Origin of the sequence: Oricola cellulosilytica (assembly GCF_019966575.1) — a bacterium.
Classification (GTDB): domain Bacteria; phylum Pseudomonadota; class Alphaproteobacteria; order Rhizobiales; family Rhizobiaceae; genus Oricola; species Oricola cellulosilytica.
Window position 1 is genome coordinate 357,927 of sequence record NZ_JAINFK010000005.1, and the last position, 15,924, is coordinate 373,850.

14 protein-coding genes are annotated in these 15,924 nt (G+C 62.5%); 10 read left to right on the forward strand and 4 right to left on the reverse strand.

What is annotated here, in order from left to right; all coding sequences use genetic code 11:
* Position 1 precedes the first annotated feature (1 nt).
* Together ade and LC298_RS14145 are read right to left on the reverse strand one after the other, a co-directional pair.
* Positions 2-1,816 carry an adenine deaminase gene (gene ade / locus LC298_RS14140; RefSeq protein WP_131570390.1) on the reverse strand — a complete coding sequence of 605 codons (1,815 nt, stop codon included), beginning with the start codon at positions 1,814-1,816 and terminating at the stop codon, positions 2-4.
* 62 nt (positions 1,817-1,878) lie between these two features.
* On the reverse strand, positions 1,879-2,634 hold the full coding sequence (locus LC298_RS14145) for a sulfite exporter TauE/SafE family protein (protein WP_158284794.1): 756 nt from the start codon (positions 2,632-2,634) through the stop codon (positions 1,879-1,881).
* A 234-nt stretch (positions 2,635-2,868) separates the two neighbouring features.
* On the opposite strand from LC298_RS14145, the gene LC298_RS14150 reads away from it, so the two are divergent.
* The 6 genes from LC298_RS14150 to LC298_RS14175 all read left to right on the forward strand — a co-directional run bounded on the left by LC298_RS14150 (position 2,869) and on the right by LC298_RS14175 (position 9,451).
* Positions 2,869-3,990, forward strand: coding sequence for a glycine cleavage T C-terminal barrel domain-containing protein (locus tag LC298_RS14150; RefSeq protein ID WP_131570386.1), 1,122 nt, complete (start codon positions 2,869-2,871; stop codon positions 3,988-3,990).
* A 20-nt stretch (positions 3,991-4,010) separates the two neighbouring features.
* Positions 4,011-5,348: an O-acetylhomoserine aminocarboxypropyltransferase gene (locus tag LC298_RS14155; protein WP_131570384.1), complete on the forward strand. Its 1,338-nt coding sequence runs from the start codon at positions 4,011-4,013 to the stop codon at positions 5,346-5,348.
* Positions 5,348-6,157, forward strand: a complete 810-nt coding sequence (locus LC298_RS14160) for an alpha/beta fold hydrolase (RefSeq protein ID WP_131570382.1) — start codon at positions 5,348-5,350, stop codon at positions 6,155-6,157. Before LC298_RS14155 ends, LC298_RS14160 begins: the two co-directional genes overlap by 1 nt.
* An 11-nt stretch (positions 6,158-6,168) precedes the next feature.
* Positions 6,169-8,475 carry a 3-hydroxyacyl-CoA dehydrogenase/enoyl-CoA hydratase family protein gene (locus LC298_RS14165; RefSeq protein ID WP_131570379.1) on the forward strand — a complete coding sequence of 769 codons (2,307 nt, stop codon included), beginning with the start codon at positions 6,169-6,171 and terminating at the stop codon, positions 8,473-8,475.
* A gap of 63 nt (positions 8,476-8,538) precedes the next feature.
* Entirely contained in the window at positions 8,539-8,787 is a 249-nt protein-coding gene (locus tag LC298_RS14170; protein ID WP_131570377.1) for a hypothetical protein, read from the forward strand.
* 61 nt (positions 8,788-8,848) lie between these two features.
* The gene (locus LC298_RS14175) at positions 8,849-9,451 is read left to right on the forward strand and encodes an exopolysaccharide biosynthesis protein (protein WP_199223325.1); all 603 of its coding nucleotides are present in this window, start codon (positions 8,849-8,851) and stop codon (positions 9,449-9,451) included.
* Between the two features lie 65 nt (positions 9,452-9,516).
* On the opposite strand, the gene LC298_RS14180 is transcribed toward LC298_RS14175, so the two are convergent.
* Positions 9,517-10,173, reverse strand: a complete 657-nt coding sequence (locus tag LC298_RS14180; RefSeq protein ID WP_131570373.1) for a DUF1236 domain-containing protein — start codon at positions 10,171-10,173, stop codon at positions 9,517-9,519.
* 276 nt (positions 10,174-10,449) lie between these two features.
* Between LC298_RS14180 and LC298_RS14185 the strand changes: the two genes are divergently transcribed.
* On the forward strand, positions 10,450-10,608 hold the full coding sequence (locus LC298_RS14185) for a hypothetical protein (protein WP_158284793.1): 159 nt from the start codon (positions 10,450-10,452) through the stop codon (positions 10,606-10,608).
* Positions 10,598-12,034 carry a GMC oxidoreductase gene (locus tag LC298_RS14190; protein WP_131570370.1) on the forward strand — a complete coding sequence of 479 codons (1,437 nt, stop codon included), beginning with the start codon at positions 10,598-10,600 and terminating at the stop codon, positions 12,032-12,034. The genes LC298_RS14185 and LC298_RS14190 overlap by 11 nt, the downstream gene beginning before the upstream one ends.
* 34 nt (positions 12,035-12,068) lie before the next feature.
* On the opposite strand, the gene LC298_RS14195 is transcribed toward LC298_RS14190, so the two are convergent.
* Positions 12,069-13,322: an AGE family epimerase/isomerase gene (locus LC298_RS14195; protein ID WP_131570368.1), complete on the reverse strand. Its 1,254-nt coding sequence runs from the start codon at positions 13,320-13,322 to the stop codon at positions 12,069-12,071.
* Positions 13,323-13,577: 255 nt separating this feature from the next.
* On the opposite strand from LC298_RS14195, the gene LC298_RS14200 reads away from it, so the two are divergent.
* Both LC298_RS14200 and LC298_RS14205 read left to right on the forward strand, forming a co-directional pair.
* Complete coding sequence (locus tag LC298_RS14200) at positions 13,578-14,615, forward strand: LacI family DNA-binding transcriptional regulator (protein WP_131570366.1); 1,038 nt, start codon at positions 13,578-13,580, stop codon at positions 14,613-14,615.
* A gap of 40 nt (positions 14,616-14,655) precedes the next feature.
* On the forward strand, positions 14,656-15,924 hold the full coding sequence (locus LC298_RS14205) for an ABC transporter substrate-binding protein (protein ID WP_131570364.1): 1,269 nt from the start codon (positions 14,656-14,658) through the stop codon (positions 15,922-15,924).

Below are 15,924 nucleotides of genomic sequence, written 5' to 3' on the forward strand. Positions count from 1 at the left end.
GCTAAACGAACAAATCCACCTTTTCGAAGCTGCGCACGTCCACCAGACCCACATCGGAAATGCGGAGCTCCGGGATCACCACCAGCGCCAGCAGGGAGTGCTGCATGTAGGCGTTGTTGAGGGTGCAGCCCATCTCGCGCATTGCAGCGCCCAATATGTCGGCCTTGGCCGCGACGATCTCGGCGCGTTCATCCGACATCAGACCGGCGATCGGCATTTCGATCAGCGCCAGTTCCTCGCCCTTCGAAATCATTACCACGCCGCCACCGATCTCGCCGAGCCGATTGGCGGCCTGTGCCATGTCGGCATGGTTGGTGCCGACGACGATGATGTGGTGACTGTCGTGAGCGACAGTTGATGCCATCGCGCAATCCTGCGTGTAGCCGAAGCCCGAAACGAAGGCATTGGTGACGCCGCCCGTGCCGCGATGCCGCTCCACCAGTGCAATCTGGCAGACATCCTGCGGGCGGTCCATCTCGACCACGCCGCCGGCGACGGTCAGACGCGCCTCCATCGCGCGCGTCGGCGCCTGGTTCTCGATGACGCCGATCACGCGAACGTCCACCTCGTCCGCACCCTCCGGAGCAGCGATGACGAAGTCGTCCGCTGCGAGAGTCTTGCCGAGCCTGACGGTGTTCTTCGCTCTCTCCGGATAGTCGTACTTGCCGATCTCCACCGACAGCTTACCGTCACGGGCCAATTGCACGCCGCGGCCATACACCTCGTCGATCGTCAGTTCGGCGAGGTTCGAAACGATGAGAAAATCGGCGCGGCGGCCGGGAGCGATCGAGCCCAATTCACGCTCCATCTTGAAGTGTTCGGCGGTGTTGACTGTCGCCATCTGGATCGCCGTGACCGGCGGCAAGCCCTGGTGGATCGCATGGCGCACGACGCGGTCCATGTGGCCGTCACGCACCAGCGTGCCGGAGTGGCTGTCATCGGTGCACAGGATGAAATTGCGCGGTTCGATCCCCTGCTCGGTCACCGCCTTGATTTGCTCGGCAACGTCGTACCACGCCGACCCCAGCCTGAGCATCGCCTTCATGCCCTGGCGCACCCGCGCGATCGCGTCCTCGGCGCGCGTGCCCTCGTGGTCGTCTTCCGGCCCGCCCGCGACATAGCCGTGGAAGGCGCGCCCGAGATCCGGCGAGGCATAGTGGCCGCCGACGGTCTTGCCGGCGTTTACGGTCGCCGCGATCGCGCCAACCATGGTCTGGTCGTTGGCCGCAACGCCGGGAAAGTTCATCACCTCGCCGAGGCCGACGATGTTCGGCCATGCCATCGCCTCCGCGATCTCCTGCGGCCCGAGAGACGCGCCGGCATGCTCCAGCCCCGGCGCCGACGGCACGCAGGAGGGCATCTGGACGAACACGTTGACCGGCATCGCCTCTGCCTCGTCATGCATCAGCCGCACACCCTCGAGACCGAGCACATTGGCGATCTCGTGCGGGTCGATGAACATCGAGGTGGTACCATGCGGCACGACCGCGCGGGTGAACTCGGTCACCGTCACCATGCCGCTCTCGACATGCATGTGCGCGTCGCACAGCCCCGGTACCAGATAGCGTCCCCGCGCATCGACAACCTTGGTCCCCTCACCGATGCAGTGGCTCGCATCCGGACCGCAATAGGCGAAGCGGCCGTCGATAATCGCAAGATCGGTGGCCGGAATCACCTCGCTCGAATGCACGTTCACCCAGCGGCCGTTGCGCACCACCGTCTCGGCGGGTTTGCGGCCCATCGCGACGTTCACCAGATCGCGGGCGCATTCGGTCCAGGGCTTGGGGGGCTCGAAGACGGGTTTCTTGTCAGGCATGTGGATCTCCGGAAAACTGGCGCGACCATGCCCGCACGCGCGTCAAATTGCCAGCCGCTTTGCTATGCGAGCGCGCGCCAGATCAGCAGCAACGCCGACAGTCCGCAGACGACCAGCAGCATGGTGCGGAAATTCCGGTCGATCACACCCTCGAACGCCGGGGCGAGCTTGATCCCGATGAACAGCGCCGGGAGCAGAACAATGGAATGCACAAGGTCAGCCGTCGTGTTGAACCCGTTGACCTGCCGCACCGCCAGCACGATGACGCAGCCAAGCGCGAAAAAGGCCGACATGTTGGGGCGCGCGCGCTCCGGTTTCTGATCCTGATAGGCAATCGCCATCGGCGGCCCGCCAACGGAGGTGATGGTCGCCGTCAGTCCGGAAATGGCGCCCATGGTGAACAGCAGCCTGCGGGTGAAGCGGAACCGGAAACCGGCCAGCGACATCGCGACGGCGAGCGCGATCAAAAGCCCGAACACCAGCATGAACTGCTTCTGATCGGTGAGTTGGGCCAGGATCGCCACGGCGACGAGGGACCCGGCAAAACGTCCGGCAACCGACCACCCGATTTCACGCCAGTCAAATCCGTTGCGCTGGTTCACCATCGCGGCCGTGGCTGTGAAAAGCGTCAGCGCGATGATTGGAACCGGAACCAGTTCCGGAGCGAAAAGGGCAATGACCGGGGCTGCGAACAGGCCGAAACCGACGCCGATTCGATATTGCACGATCGCCGCGAACGCGATCACGCCATAAGCGAGCGCGTATTGCCAATATGCGATCGTGGAGAAGGCGTCGGAGAGAGCGGATGTAAGAGACAATCGCGTGTCGGCTCTTGTTGGCAGGATGGCAGGGGCGTCTGGAGTCCGGAGACGCTCCTATCCGTTTTCCCGGCCTCGATCCAGAGCGCGAGATGGCGAGTGGAACCCGGATACCCCCGATCAGGGCAGGAAATTCGTGATTGACCTGCGAAATCTTTGCCTGTCAAAGTCCCGCCCGTCGCCAGACATGCCGCGAATGCAGCGCCATAAGCTGCAGCGCACGGGGAGGTGCAGATGGTGCAGCAGATCGCCTTCGGGCCGCGGATACGCAAATCGCCGTTCTTCAAGGCGACACAGGCCGCCGGCGCATCGCATTTTTCGATCTACAACAAGATGTATTTTCCGGTCGCCTATGGCGATCCGGCCGCCGAATACGACCGGCTGGTCAATGCCGTTGCCCTGTGGGACGTGGCAGTCGAGCGTCAGGTCAGGGTCAAGGGCCCCGACGCGCTGACGCTGGTGCGCGCACTGACGCCGCGAAACCTCGCTTCGGTCAAGACCGGCCAGGGACGCTACGTTCCAATTTGCGACCATCGCGGGACGCTGATCAACGACCCCGTCCTGCTGCCGATTTCCGACGATGAATACTGGCTCTCGATTGCCGACAACGACCTGATCCTCTGGGTCCGGGCGGTTGCGTTCGAACGCGGGATGAAGGTTGAAGTCTCCGAGCCGGACGTATCGCCTCTAGCCGTGCAGGGCCCTAAGGCGGTCGAGGTGATCCGCGACCTTTTCGGAGACTGGGCGACCGAGATGAAGCATTTCGCGTTCACCGAGAGCGAACTCGACGGAATTCCGCTGATCCTCGGACGATCGGGTTGGAGCCGCCAGGGGGGCTACGAGCTATACCTCTTGGAAAGCCGGCGCGGCACTGATCTCTGGAACATGGTCGGCGAGGCGGGTGTGCCCTATGGCATCGGTCCCGGCGCGCCAAATTACATCGAGCGAATCGAGAGCGGGCTCCTCTCCATGGGCGCGGATACCGACCACCGCACGAATCCATTCGAGGTCGGCATGGACAAGCTGGTCGATGTCGATCAGGAGACCGATTTTATCGGAAAACAGGCGCTCCGCCGCATCCGCGATGGCGGCGTCCGGCGTCTGCGTTGCGGCTTCTTCGTTCACGGAGACCCGTTCCAGGGCCCCAACCAGCAGTGGTGGAAGGTGATCGCCGACGGGGCGCGGATCGGGTTCGTGTCGGCGGCGGCCTACTCTCCCCGGATCGGGCGGAACATCGGTCTCGGCCTGATCGATGCGAGCCAGGCCGAGCCGGGAACCAAACTGATTGTGGAAACGGAACATGGCCGCCGCAGCGCCACAGTGAGCGAGTTGCCTTTCGATATCCCGAAAGGCTAGGTGGCGCCCGGAGGAACCCGATGGCTGATTTCTACGGATTCGATACGCTGAGCCTGCATGCGGGCCACACGCCCGACGAACGGCACGGCTCGCGCGCCGTGCCCATCCACCAGACGACTTCCTACGTCTTCCGCGACAGCCGGCACGCTGCCGCCCTCTACAATCTCGAGGAAGGCGGACATCTCTATTCGCGCATTTCCAACCCGACGGTGGCGGTGCTGGAGCAGCGGCTCGCCGCGCTGGATGGCGCAGCAGCCGCGACGGCCACCGCGTCCGGCATGGCGGCGCTGCACACCGCCGTCGCATGTCTGCTGAGCGCGGGCGACCACATCGTCTCGACCGCGCAGCTTTATGGCGCCAACATCAACCTGCTGAAGAACACCCTGCCGCGCTTCGGCATCGAAACCACATTCGTCAGCGCCAATGACATCGACGGGCTCGAGGCCGCGATCCGCCCGAACACCAAGCTGATCTTCGGCGAGATCATCGGCAATCCCGGGCTCGACATTCTCGACCTTCCGCGCGTCGGTGAGATCGCCAGCGCACGTGGCATCCCGGTGATGATCGACGGCACGTTCAACACCCCTTGGCTCTGCAAGCCTCTCGAAATGGGCGCCAACATCGTCATCCACTCCGTAACCAAATGGCTCGGCGGCCACGGAGTGGCAATCGGCGGAGCGATCGTGGATGGCGGCAATTTCGACTGGGGCGTCAAGGATGCGGACGGCAACGTCAAATTCCCGACGCTCGCCGCGCCGCACTACGCGCTCGACGGCATCGTGTTCTGGGAAGAGTTCGGCCCGGCCGCCTTCACCCAGCGCGTCCGCATGGAGGGCATGTACAATTTCGGCCCGTGCATGAGTCCGCAGACGGCGTTCTATCTGCTGCAGGGGTTGGAAACCCTTCCCCTGCGCATGAAGCGTCATCAGGAAAACACGGCCGCCATGCTCGATTTCCTCACCGCCCACGAACAGGTGACCTGGGTGCGCCACCCGTCCCTACCGGACCATCCGAACCATGAACTTGCCGAGCGCCTTCTGCCCAGGGGGGCCGGCTCTGTCGTCGTTTTCGGGGTTGCCGGCGGGCGCGAGGGCGGCGCGGCGTTCATCGAAGCCCTGGAGCTTGCCTCCCACCTCGCCAATGTCGGTGACGCCAAGACACTTGTCATCCATCCGGCCTCGACCACCCACTCGCATATCAGTGCGGAGGACATGAAGGCCGGCGGCCTGTCGGAAGACATGATCCGGCTGTCGATCGGGCTGGAAGATATCGACGACCTGAAAGCCGATTTCGAGAAGGGACTGCGGGCCGCCAAGCGGGTCGCGAAGGCGAAATCCGTTTCCGAGGCCGCCGAATAATGCGTGTTTCGGTCAACGGCCATGAAGCCTTCGCGGCGACCGGCGGCAAGCCCCACCGCGACGGCCTTCCCTGGATCATCTTCCTGCACGGCTCCGGTCAGAGCCACATCACCTGGACACAGCAGGTGCGCGCCCTCGGCTATGACGGCTTCAACACGGCGGCCGTCGACTTTCCCGGCCACGGCCTGTCCAATGGTGCACCGTTGACCTCGATCGGGGCGATGGCGGACTGGCTCATCGCCTTCATGGATGCCGCCGGCATTCCCGAAGCGCATATCGTCGGCCATTCGCAGGGCTGTCTCGTCGCGCTCGAATTGGGCGCGCGATATCCCGAGCGGGTTTCCAGCATCGCCTTCATCGCCACCGGCGCCGCGATACCTGTGAATCCCGGCCTCGTCGCGCTGGCCGGCAAGGACGAGCCGCGCGCCATCGACGCGATGCTCTCCTGGGGCTTCGGTGCGTTCGCCCACCATCAGGACAACTCCGTGCCTGGCTCATCGCTGATTTTCGGCGGCGTCCGCACCATGCAGGGAAACGTGCCTGGCGCGCTCGAAACCGACCTAAAAGCATGCAACGCCTATGATATCGGAGCACAGCAGGCCGCGAAGATTGCCTGCCCTACGGCGTGCATTCTGGCCGGCGCGGACCGGATGACGCCGCTGAAGGCCGGGTTGGCGCTCGCCGAAGCGCTCGACAAGCCCACTGTGACCATTATCGATAATGCCGGCCACATGCTGCCGGGCGAACACCCGCACGAGGTAAATCGCGCCTTGCGGGCATTTCACGCCTCATTCAAAACACCTGCATAGGAAATCCAGCCATGGCCTCACATCCCGGCAACTCGCTTCGGCGCGTCTGCGTGATCGGCGCGGGAACGATGGGCAGTGGCATTGCGGGTCAGGTCGCCAACGCCGGCTATCCGGTTCTGCTGCTCGACATGCCCGGCAATGATGGCAACCGGAACGCCATCACGGAAGCCGCACTCGAACGCCTGCGCAAATCCGATCCCCCCGCGCTTTTTTCCGAAGATGTGCTGAACCGCATTTCCATCGGGAACATAGAGGATGACCTCGCCAGCGTCGCCGATTGCGACTGGATCGTAGAGGCGGTCGTGGAAAGGCTCGACATCAAGCGTGTGCTGTACAGGAGTCTCCAGCCCCACCTGAAACCGGAGGCTATCGTTACCTCCAACACTTCCACCATTCCGATTTCGCTTCTCGTCGAAGAGATGGACGACGAGTTCGCCCGCCGCTTCGCGATCACCCATTTCTTCAATCCTGTGCGCTACATGCGCCTGTTGGAACTCGTGCGAGGAGAAAAAACCGAGAACGAAGTGGTTGAGACACTTGCGGATTTCTGCGACCGCGTGCTGGGCAAGGGTGTGGTGCGCTGTGCGGATACGCCGGGCTTTCTCGGAAACCGCGTTGGCGTCTTCGCGCTGCAGGTCGGTATCGCCGAGGCAACGCAACTGGGCCTCGATATCGAGACCGCCGACGCGCTGATGGGCCGACCGATGGGCATTCCAAAGACCGGCATCTTCGGTCTCTACGATCTCATCGGGCTCGATCTGATGGCCGATGTCGTGCGCTCACTGCGTGCCATTCTCCCGGCGGAAGACCCGTTCCATGCGGTCGGCGGCGAGAACGCGCTGATAAACAAGCTGTGCGAGAGTGGACTCACCGGCAACAAGGGCCGCGGCGGCTTCTACCGGCGCGGCGAGGACGGAGCGAAGCTCGCGATCGATCTTTCCACGGGCGACTATCGTCCTCGCAACCGCGGGGTTCCCGAGCGGGCGGAATCCGGCGGCCTAGCCGAACTTGTCTCCGGCGACGATCTCAATGCGAAATTCTGCTGGAACGTCCTCAATCGGATTCTGCGCTATTCGGCATCGCTGATCCCCGCCGTGACCGAGAACCCGCAGGACATCGATGATGCGATGAAGCTCGGCTACAACTGGATCAAGGGTCCTTTCGAGATGCTCGACGAGATCGGCGTCGAAACCTTCGTCGCGCGCTGCCAGGCCGAGGACCTGACCGTGCCCGACTTCCTGCGCAATAATGCGTCAGGACCGATCTACCGTGTCGATGATGGCGTGCTGCAGGTGCGCCGGGCCGACGGCGCCTATCGCCCGCTCGACTTGCCCGAGGGAGTTGTCCGTTTCCATCTGAAGCGCCGTGAACTGGAGCCGGACAGCGAAAACCCGTCCGCAAGCCTGTTCACGCTTGAAAGCGGTATCCGTCTGGTTGAATTCCACACCAAGGCGAATGCGCTCGACGCCGACTCCATGGCCCTAGTACGCGAGGCGGCGGAGAACCCGGGCCGCGGCATCATCATCCACAATGACGGCCAGCACTTTTCCGCGGGCGTCAATCTGCAAAGATTTCGGGAGTTTATCGACGCCGGGGACTGGTCCGGTATAGATGCCTTCCTCGACGACTTTCAGCAGGCCTGCCGAGCCCTCAAATATTGCGCGGCACCAGTCGTCGGCGCGCCATCAGGCCTGTCGATCGGCGGGGGTTTCGAGGTGCTGGCACACTGCTCCAAGCTGGTGGTTCACACCAATGTCGTCCTCGGACTCGTCGAGAGCCTCGTCGGTCTGGTGCCGGGCGGCGGGGGTGTGAAAGAAACATTTCTGCGGTGGTATCGAAAATCCGGAGACTGGGAACAAGCCGCGTGGAACGCGTTCAAGCAGATCGGATATGGGCGGACAGCCTCCTCCCCGGATCAGGCGAAATCGCTCGCCTACTTCCTCCCCGACCGCGACGAGACGGTCATGAACCGCGACCGTTTGATGTCGGCCGCAACGCGGGTCGTTGGCGAGATGGAGAGCGGCTATCGCCCTCCCGAAAAACCTGAGTTCCAGCTACTTGGGGGGGACTTGCACGGTCGGATGCACGCCTTCCTCGAAAAAGGACTGGCAGACGGAACGTTTCACCCTCATGATGTCACGGTCGGGAGCGAGATCGCCGCCATACTGACCGGCGGCGAGCAGGCGGAGCCGCGCCGAGCGAGCGAGCAGGATCTGTATGATCTCGAACGCTCGAGCTTTGTGCGGCTGGCCCGGACACCCCAGACCCGTGCCCGCATCGAGGCCATGTTGTCCGGAAAGGGAACTCTGCGCAATTGAGTGGCGAGTCCGGGGAACAATTGCAATCGGGTTTCGTTGGGGATCAAAGAGAGGATTAGAGAGATGACCAGCGAAGAAAAATACGAGATTGTCGAGCGGGATGGCGGCTGGGCCTTCAGGGTCGGGGAGCGCTATTCGACGGTCTACGCGACAAGGCAGGATGCGGAAACGGCCGCACGCGAAGATCAGTCGACGGAACTCCCGCACGATGAGGATGATGGGGAGTTGCAGGAAGGGCTCGAAGACACGTTTCCTGCCAGCGATCCGGTTTCCGTCACCAGCACCTCGACGCCGGGCAAACCCTCTCACTGACGTGGGCGAGCCAGGTTCCTCCGGGCTTTCCCACCACCAGACCCGGCCGGAAAGCCGTGTCTTGAGCGATGACGAGCGCGATGCGGAAGCGCTGCCGCATTCCATTACGGCGGTGCTCGACCGCGTCTGCGAGGCGAGAGACGGCAACAGCACCTCCGTCGGCGATCTGGTTGAGGGGCTCGGGCAGCTGGGGCACAGCGTTCTCGTGCTGGTGCCCGGCCTTCTCGTCATCACGCCGCTGAGCGGCGTACCCGGACTGTCGTCGTTTTTCGGCCTTACGATAGCGCTCGTTTCCCTGCAGATGCTGGTCGGCCGCCATCACCTTTGGCTTCCGGGATGGCTGCTAAAGCGCAGGATACCAACTTCAAGGATCGAAAAAGCGGTCAGCTATCTCAGAGCGCCGGCCCGTTTCATTGACAGGCATACAACCGTGCGCCTCGGCATTCTCGTTCACCGCCCGTTTCGCTCCATTCTCCAGTTGGCGTGCATGTTGTGCGGCCTCGCAATGCCGTTTCTCGAACTGGTCCCGTTCTCCTCCTCCATCCTCGGTGCGGCGGTCGCTTTTTTTGCCATTGCACTTGTCGCAAAAGACGGCCTTGTCGCGCTGGCGGGGTTGTCGTTCCTCGCCGCGGTTCTCATCCTCGTCCTGCGCCTGGCGGCCTGATCGAGAAAGCGGAACAAAAAACGCCCCCGGGCAGAACCCGGAGGCGAATTCTCAATGACCGATGATCAACGGTACACGTAGACGATCTGGCGCGTACTCGCGTCGACCAGCACGGGCTGACCGTTGATATACACGTACTCGTAATCGTAATCCGGTACCGGACGCAGTTCGACCGTGTCCGGGACACCGGCGCCGACCACGACCTCGCCTTCGAGATATACCGGCTCAACGCGGTTCTCGACGACATAGGTGCCGACTGTCGGAGGAGGCGTTACAGCCGCGCTGGCAGCCGCACCGGCAACGCCGCCAATGGCTGCGCCGACCGGGCCGCCGATCAGGGCGCCGGCGATCGCACCGCCTGCGGCGCCGATCGTGGCATTTGTCGAGACGTCGCTTTCAACGACCGGAATCTGGGCCGTTGCGGGAGCTGCCGCGATAACGGTGGTCTCGCCGGCGAAATCCGAGCTCAGATACTCCGAATACGACCAGCCGGTCGTGCCGTTGTAGCTGACCTGGCACCATTTGCTGCCTTCGATGCAGCCATTCACGGTGGCCGAATCGTTGTGGGTGATCGCGCCGACCACGTCGAACTGCGGTCCGGGGCCGGAGCGAATATTCAGGTCAGTTGTTGCAGTTGCCGAGAAGTCGGCGAAGGCTGCGGTCGACGAGAGCAACAGAGCGGCTACGCCGGCAGAACTAATATTTCTTATTGTCTTGTTCATGATGAACTCCTTGGGGTTGAAAAGGCATCCCTTCCTTTTCTGTACTTGCAGCCCGATAAGTCTGGAGATGACCGTTCGTTCCTTCTCCAATCGAGGTCATTTGGCGGCTTTTTCATGGCGAGGTTGGAATGAAAGCTGAAGGCGGTGTCCGGAGGAGCGGCACCCGATGGCGCCTTGTTTTCGTTGGAAAAACCTTCCGCCGAAGCCGCGTTTCACGGTTGAGAAGGGTAACCGTGGTATGAACGAACGGCATGCAAGCCCGCTGGGAGACCCGTCATGAAATGCGCAGGAAAAGTGAACCGCCGCAATTTCCTTTCAGGATTCGTCACGCTGGTTGTTGGCTGCGTCTTTCAGGCACGAAAAATCACCGGAACTGATCGCATCGTCATGCGCGACGGCTGGATACTGAAGGAGAGCGATCTCCGTGATCTTTGACGACGCCGCGCAGTACCGTTCATCAGGATTTGCTCCGCAGGTAGCAATCGTTGGAGCAGGCCCGGCCGGGATCACTGTCGCCCGCAGGCTTGCGAAGGCGCGAATTCCGTGCGCTCTGCTTGATGCCGGCGGCAGGGTGTATTCGCAGGAATCGCAGGACGTCTACCGGGGCACCACCATTGGCGACCCTTATTTCGACCTTGATGCCACGCGCCTTCGCTACCTCGGCGGTACATCGGGCCACTGGACCGGATGGACCCGGTTTCTTGACCCGCACGACTTCGAGAAACGTGACTGGATACCAAATAGCGGGTGGCCGATTGGACGCGAGGCGATCGAGCCGCATTTCGCTTCGGCACGAGAGATCCTCGGTCTGCCCAGGTTTCTCGACGACCTGCCGATCTCGGACGACATTTCGCGCATTCACCTCATTCGCAGCGATCCGGTCCGATTCGGCGCGAAATATGCCGGAGAACTGGCGGACAGCGCGCTCATCGCTGTGGTGCTCAACACCTATGCGACGGATCTCGCCGCCGAGAACGGCCGGGTCACCGCGGCGAATATCAATTCGAACAGACGGCCGGCCGGGCGGATTGATGCGCCGCGTTTCGTGGTCGCCACCGGCGGCATCGAGAATTCGCGTCTTCTTCTGTGGTCCAATGAGACGTCAAGCCATCCCGTTGTCCCCGAAGCCGCCGCACTGGGCCGATACTGGATGGAGCATCCGGAATTCGAGGGTGGCGACATTTACGTCGAAGACACCGGGGCGTATCGAGCGGAGGTGGACGGCTGGGCGTATTTCGCGCCGACACCCGCGGCTATGCGCCTGAACCGGCTGATGAACTTTCACGCGGTCATCATGCCCCGGCGCTATACGGGGGGAAAAAGACTTCTTGCGGAACTTGCCTGCACCGCACCGGCCGCCGCCCAATGGCTCGCGGCCAAAGCGGGCAAGAACCTCTCGTGCGGCGCGCGGGTGGGATTGGCATGGGAACAGGCGCCCTTGCCCGAAAACCGGGTCACCCTCTCTTCAGACCAGCGAGATTACGCAGGGATTCCCCGCGTCGAACTTCACTGGAAAAAGGGAGAACTGGAACGGCGCACGCTTCTCGAGGGTCTGAAGCTCTTCGGCGCAACGCTTGCGACCAAGGACATCGGCCGCATTCGCATCGACGAATGGATCCGCAATGGCGGTGATTATCCCACCAACCAGGAGATGGCAGGGCACCACCATATGGGCGGCACCCGAATGAGCACGGATCCCACGACTGGTGTGGTCGACGGGGACTGCAAGGTCCACGGCATGGAGAATCTTTATGTAGCGGGCTCGTCGATCTTCACCACATCCGGCTACGCCAACCCGACGGCCACGATCGTGGCGTTTGCCGACAGGCTCGGCGCGCATCTGGCCGAAACCCGCGCCTGACCCGATGGCGGCGGCGCCAAGCGGCCAACGTCCCTTAACTCAGCCCTTCATTCAGCAGTCCGTGGGTTATCGTGCCGGCCGTGGGCAATAGCGGGATCAGACAGGCCTGGAGCGCGTGATAAAGGTCGGGTTTTCCGTCGAACAGCTTTGACAGCCGCCTCGATTCCTCAGGCTCGGTGCGCCACCCACCGTTTTCCTGATCGATCAATTTGCCGGCAACAAAATCCCAAATACGGCGATACCAGATTTCGTATTCCGGAGCCCCGTCGATGGCATTCAGAAAGGCGGCCGCGCCGATGCCCTCGGCGCAGGGCCACCATAAGCGGTTTCGCAGGCTCGGTTCGCCGCTCCAATCGAGCGTATAGAAAAATCCACCGTTCTCGCTGTCCCAACTGTCGGCGGTCGCCTGCGCGAAAAGGGCCTTCGTAGCCTCCGGAAGCCAGTTGGCTCGACGGCCCGTCATCTCCCAGAGCTGCAGCAGCAAGCGCGCCCATTCCAGTGAATGGCCCGGCGTGGTGCCGAAGGGGCGAAACACGTCGCCATTGGCGTAATCGCGATCGAGTTTCCAGGCTTCGTCGAAGTGTTCGGCCACCCGCCACCCCTGTTCGGCGGCGAGACGGCGGATCACCAAAGTCGCAGCGCTTTCCGCCATCTCAAGATATGACGTGTCACCGGTCGCCTCATGGGCAGCCATAAGGGCCTCGGTCATGTGCATATTCGAGTTCTGGCCGCGGTAACTGCTGATTGGACTCCAGTCTGCCGCAAATTCCTCCGCGAAAGCCCCCCTGTCGGCCTCCCAGAACCGGGTGTGCAAAACCTCGCTAACATCCGCGAGCAAACGGTCAGCATCAGGGTGACCGACAACCTTGGCGCTCGAGGCCGCCAGCAACACGAATGCATGCCCATAGGCCTGCTTCAAGGGATCGCTCGGGCCGGCATCTCCAATTCCCCAAAAATACCCGCCATTCACGCGATCCCGGTGGGATGTCCAGATGAACTCCATCCCGTGGTCGATAAACCGGTCAGTCCCTGGTCGCCCCAACAGGCGGCCGATGGCAAAACAGTGCACCATCCGGCAGGTCGCGTGTATTTCGCGTGCCGGCCGGCCGCCATGCGACCCTTCCCGAAGGATCGGCCGGCCCGTATTGTCGAGTTGATGAAACCCTCCGCGGGGGTCAATGCTGTCACGCTCGAAAAACTCGAACAACCCACTCGCCTGGTCGAGAAGCCACGCGCGATGATAGGCCAGCCCGGCCCATTTCCGTCCGTTGCTCGATCCGTCAGTCATTCACCGCTTCCTCTCTTTCGCTGTGGCCTCGCCCGCCCGGAAGTGCCCAAACATACACAGTCATTTTTTTCCGGGATTGGCACCGTTCAAGATCTCTGCATTTTCCGGCACTTAACGAGTTTTCGCGGGAAACACCATGCGCAAACGTTTGCATAACTGTGTGCAAACGTTTGCATAACCGTGTGCAAACGTTTGCACTAAGGATTTTTATCCGATAGAGTGGAACTTGGACCGAAGATCCATGGGAGGAAGCGCGTGCCCGACAGCGGCAAGACGCTCAAGGATGTGGCTGAAAGCCTAGGAATCTCGATTGCGACGGCTTCGCGTGCCCTCGCCGGGCAAGAGCGGATTTCGCTTGAGACCCGCCGCAAGGTCGTACAGGCCGCGGACAGGATCGGCTACGTCCCGAACCGGGCGGCGCGCGCCCTCGTTTCCGGCCAGACCGGCTTCGTCGGCCTCGTGCTGCCGACGCGCGGCCACGGGTTCGAGGACCCATTTCTGGGAGAATTCGTCACCGGTCTTGGCGCTGGCCTCTCCGAACACGGAAGTGACCTTTTCCTGACCGCTGTACCGCCAGGCGAATCGGAGCTTTCGGTGGTGGAGCACCTCGTGCGGGATGGCCGCGCTGACGGTCTGGTGCTCGCTCGCGTCACCGAGGAAGACCCGCGCGTCAATTTCCTGATGCAACGCAGCTTTCCCTTCGTCGCCCATGGCCGGATTCTGAAGACCGAGGCCGGTTACAACTGGCTCGATACCGATGGACGGACGGCCTTTATCGAGGCCTTCGACCTGCTTTACGCGCATGGCCATCGGCACTTTGCACTTGTCACCATCTCGGAGCCGATGACCTTCAGGCGACAGCGTCTTGACGGTCTGAATGAGGCTATTGCCCGCACGGACGATCCCACCGTCCGGCTGGCGGTCGCCGCCTCCCCGAGGTTCGACCGTGAGACGCGGGCAAAGGAGATCCAACGCTTGCTCACTGCCGCCGATCGGCCGACGGCAATTCTGACCCTTTTCGATGGCTTGGCGATTACCGTTTTGCAGGAAGCCGCTCGTTTGGGGCTCCGCGTTCCAGAGGACATTTCGGTCATCGGGTTCGACAACATTCCCACTGCCGAACATGTGCCACCTGGACTGACCACTTTCGACACCGGAATTCATGATTCCGCCCAAGAGATGGCCGGCATGCTCATGCGCAGCCTGTCGGGGCACAGCAGCAAGCCGGAAACCCGACTGGTCCATCCGCGCCTGGTCTTGCGCGGCAGCCACGGACCGGCGCCGAAAAACTGAATGCACCATTACCACTACCGACAAACACAGGGAGGTTGAAATGTCTGGTAATCGAAATCGCTCGTTGGGTGCGGCGCTTGCTGCCGTGACCACCATCTACTCCGCCGGGGTATTGGCCGAACCACTGTTCTGGTCCACCCAGGCCAATCCGATCGAGGAGACCCAGGCCATGCGCGAGCAAGTCCTTTCGGGTTTCGAAGGTGGCGTCGACTATCAATCCAGTGAACTCGGTCCATGGCTCACCCGCCTGCAGGCGGAGGCCGGCGCGGGCTCCGGCACGATCGCCGTCCTCGGCGGCCTGCATGGCCACTTCTCCGGACTTGAGGACAATCTGGCGGACTTGGGCGACATCGACTCGAGCGCGGTCAAATCCGCGTTGCTCGAACTGGGCACCCTTGGGACCGCCGAGCAGAAATACATCCCCTGGATGCAGGCCACCTACATCATGGCCGCCAACAAGAAGGCGCTGGAGTTCCTGCCGGACGGCGCGGAGTTGAATGCGCTCACCTACGACCAGTTCGTGGACTGGATGAAGGCCATGGCGGAAGCCACCGGAGGGCCGAAATTCGGCTTCCCCGCCGGTCCCAAGGGACTCAAGCACCGGTTCTTCCAAGGCTACCTTATCCCTTCCTACACCGGATCGATGGTTACGAAATTCCGCTCGGAGGAAGCCGCCGCGGCTTGGGAGAAATTCCGCGAGCTTTGGCAGTTTACGAGTCCCGCTTCGCCCAACTACAGCTTCATGCAGGAGCAGTTGGTGAGCGAGGAGGTCTGGGTCGCGTGGGATCATACCGCCCGGCTTGCCGATGCCTTCAACGAGCGTCCCGATGATTTCGTCGCCTTCGCGCCACCGGCAGGTCCGGCCGGACGTGCTTTCATGCCGGTCGTTGCGGGAGTAGCGGTTCCGACCACTGCCCCCGACATGGACGCCTCCAAGGCACTGGTGGCGTACATGCTCAAGCCCGAAACACAGATCGCGACGCTGCGGGCCACCAACTTCTTCCCGGTGGTCGATGTTGCCTTGCCGGATGACATGCCGGCCTCTGTGCGTCTCTCCGGCGAGGCGATCGCCGCGGCAACGGCGGCGTCTGATGCAATGCCTGCCCTGCTTCCGGTGGGACTCGGTGACCTCGGCGGCCAGTTCAACCAGGTCTACATCGACACCTTCGAGCGCATCATTCTTGCCGGACAGGATATTCCGGCAGTGCTCGATCAGCAGGGCGACGCGCTTGCCGCAATCGTCGAACAAGCCGCGGCTCCCTGCTGGGCGCCGGATGAGCCCTCCGACGGCCCCTGCCCCGTCGACTGA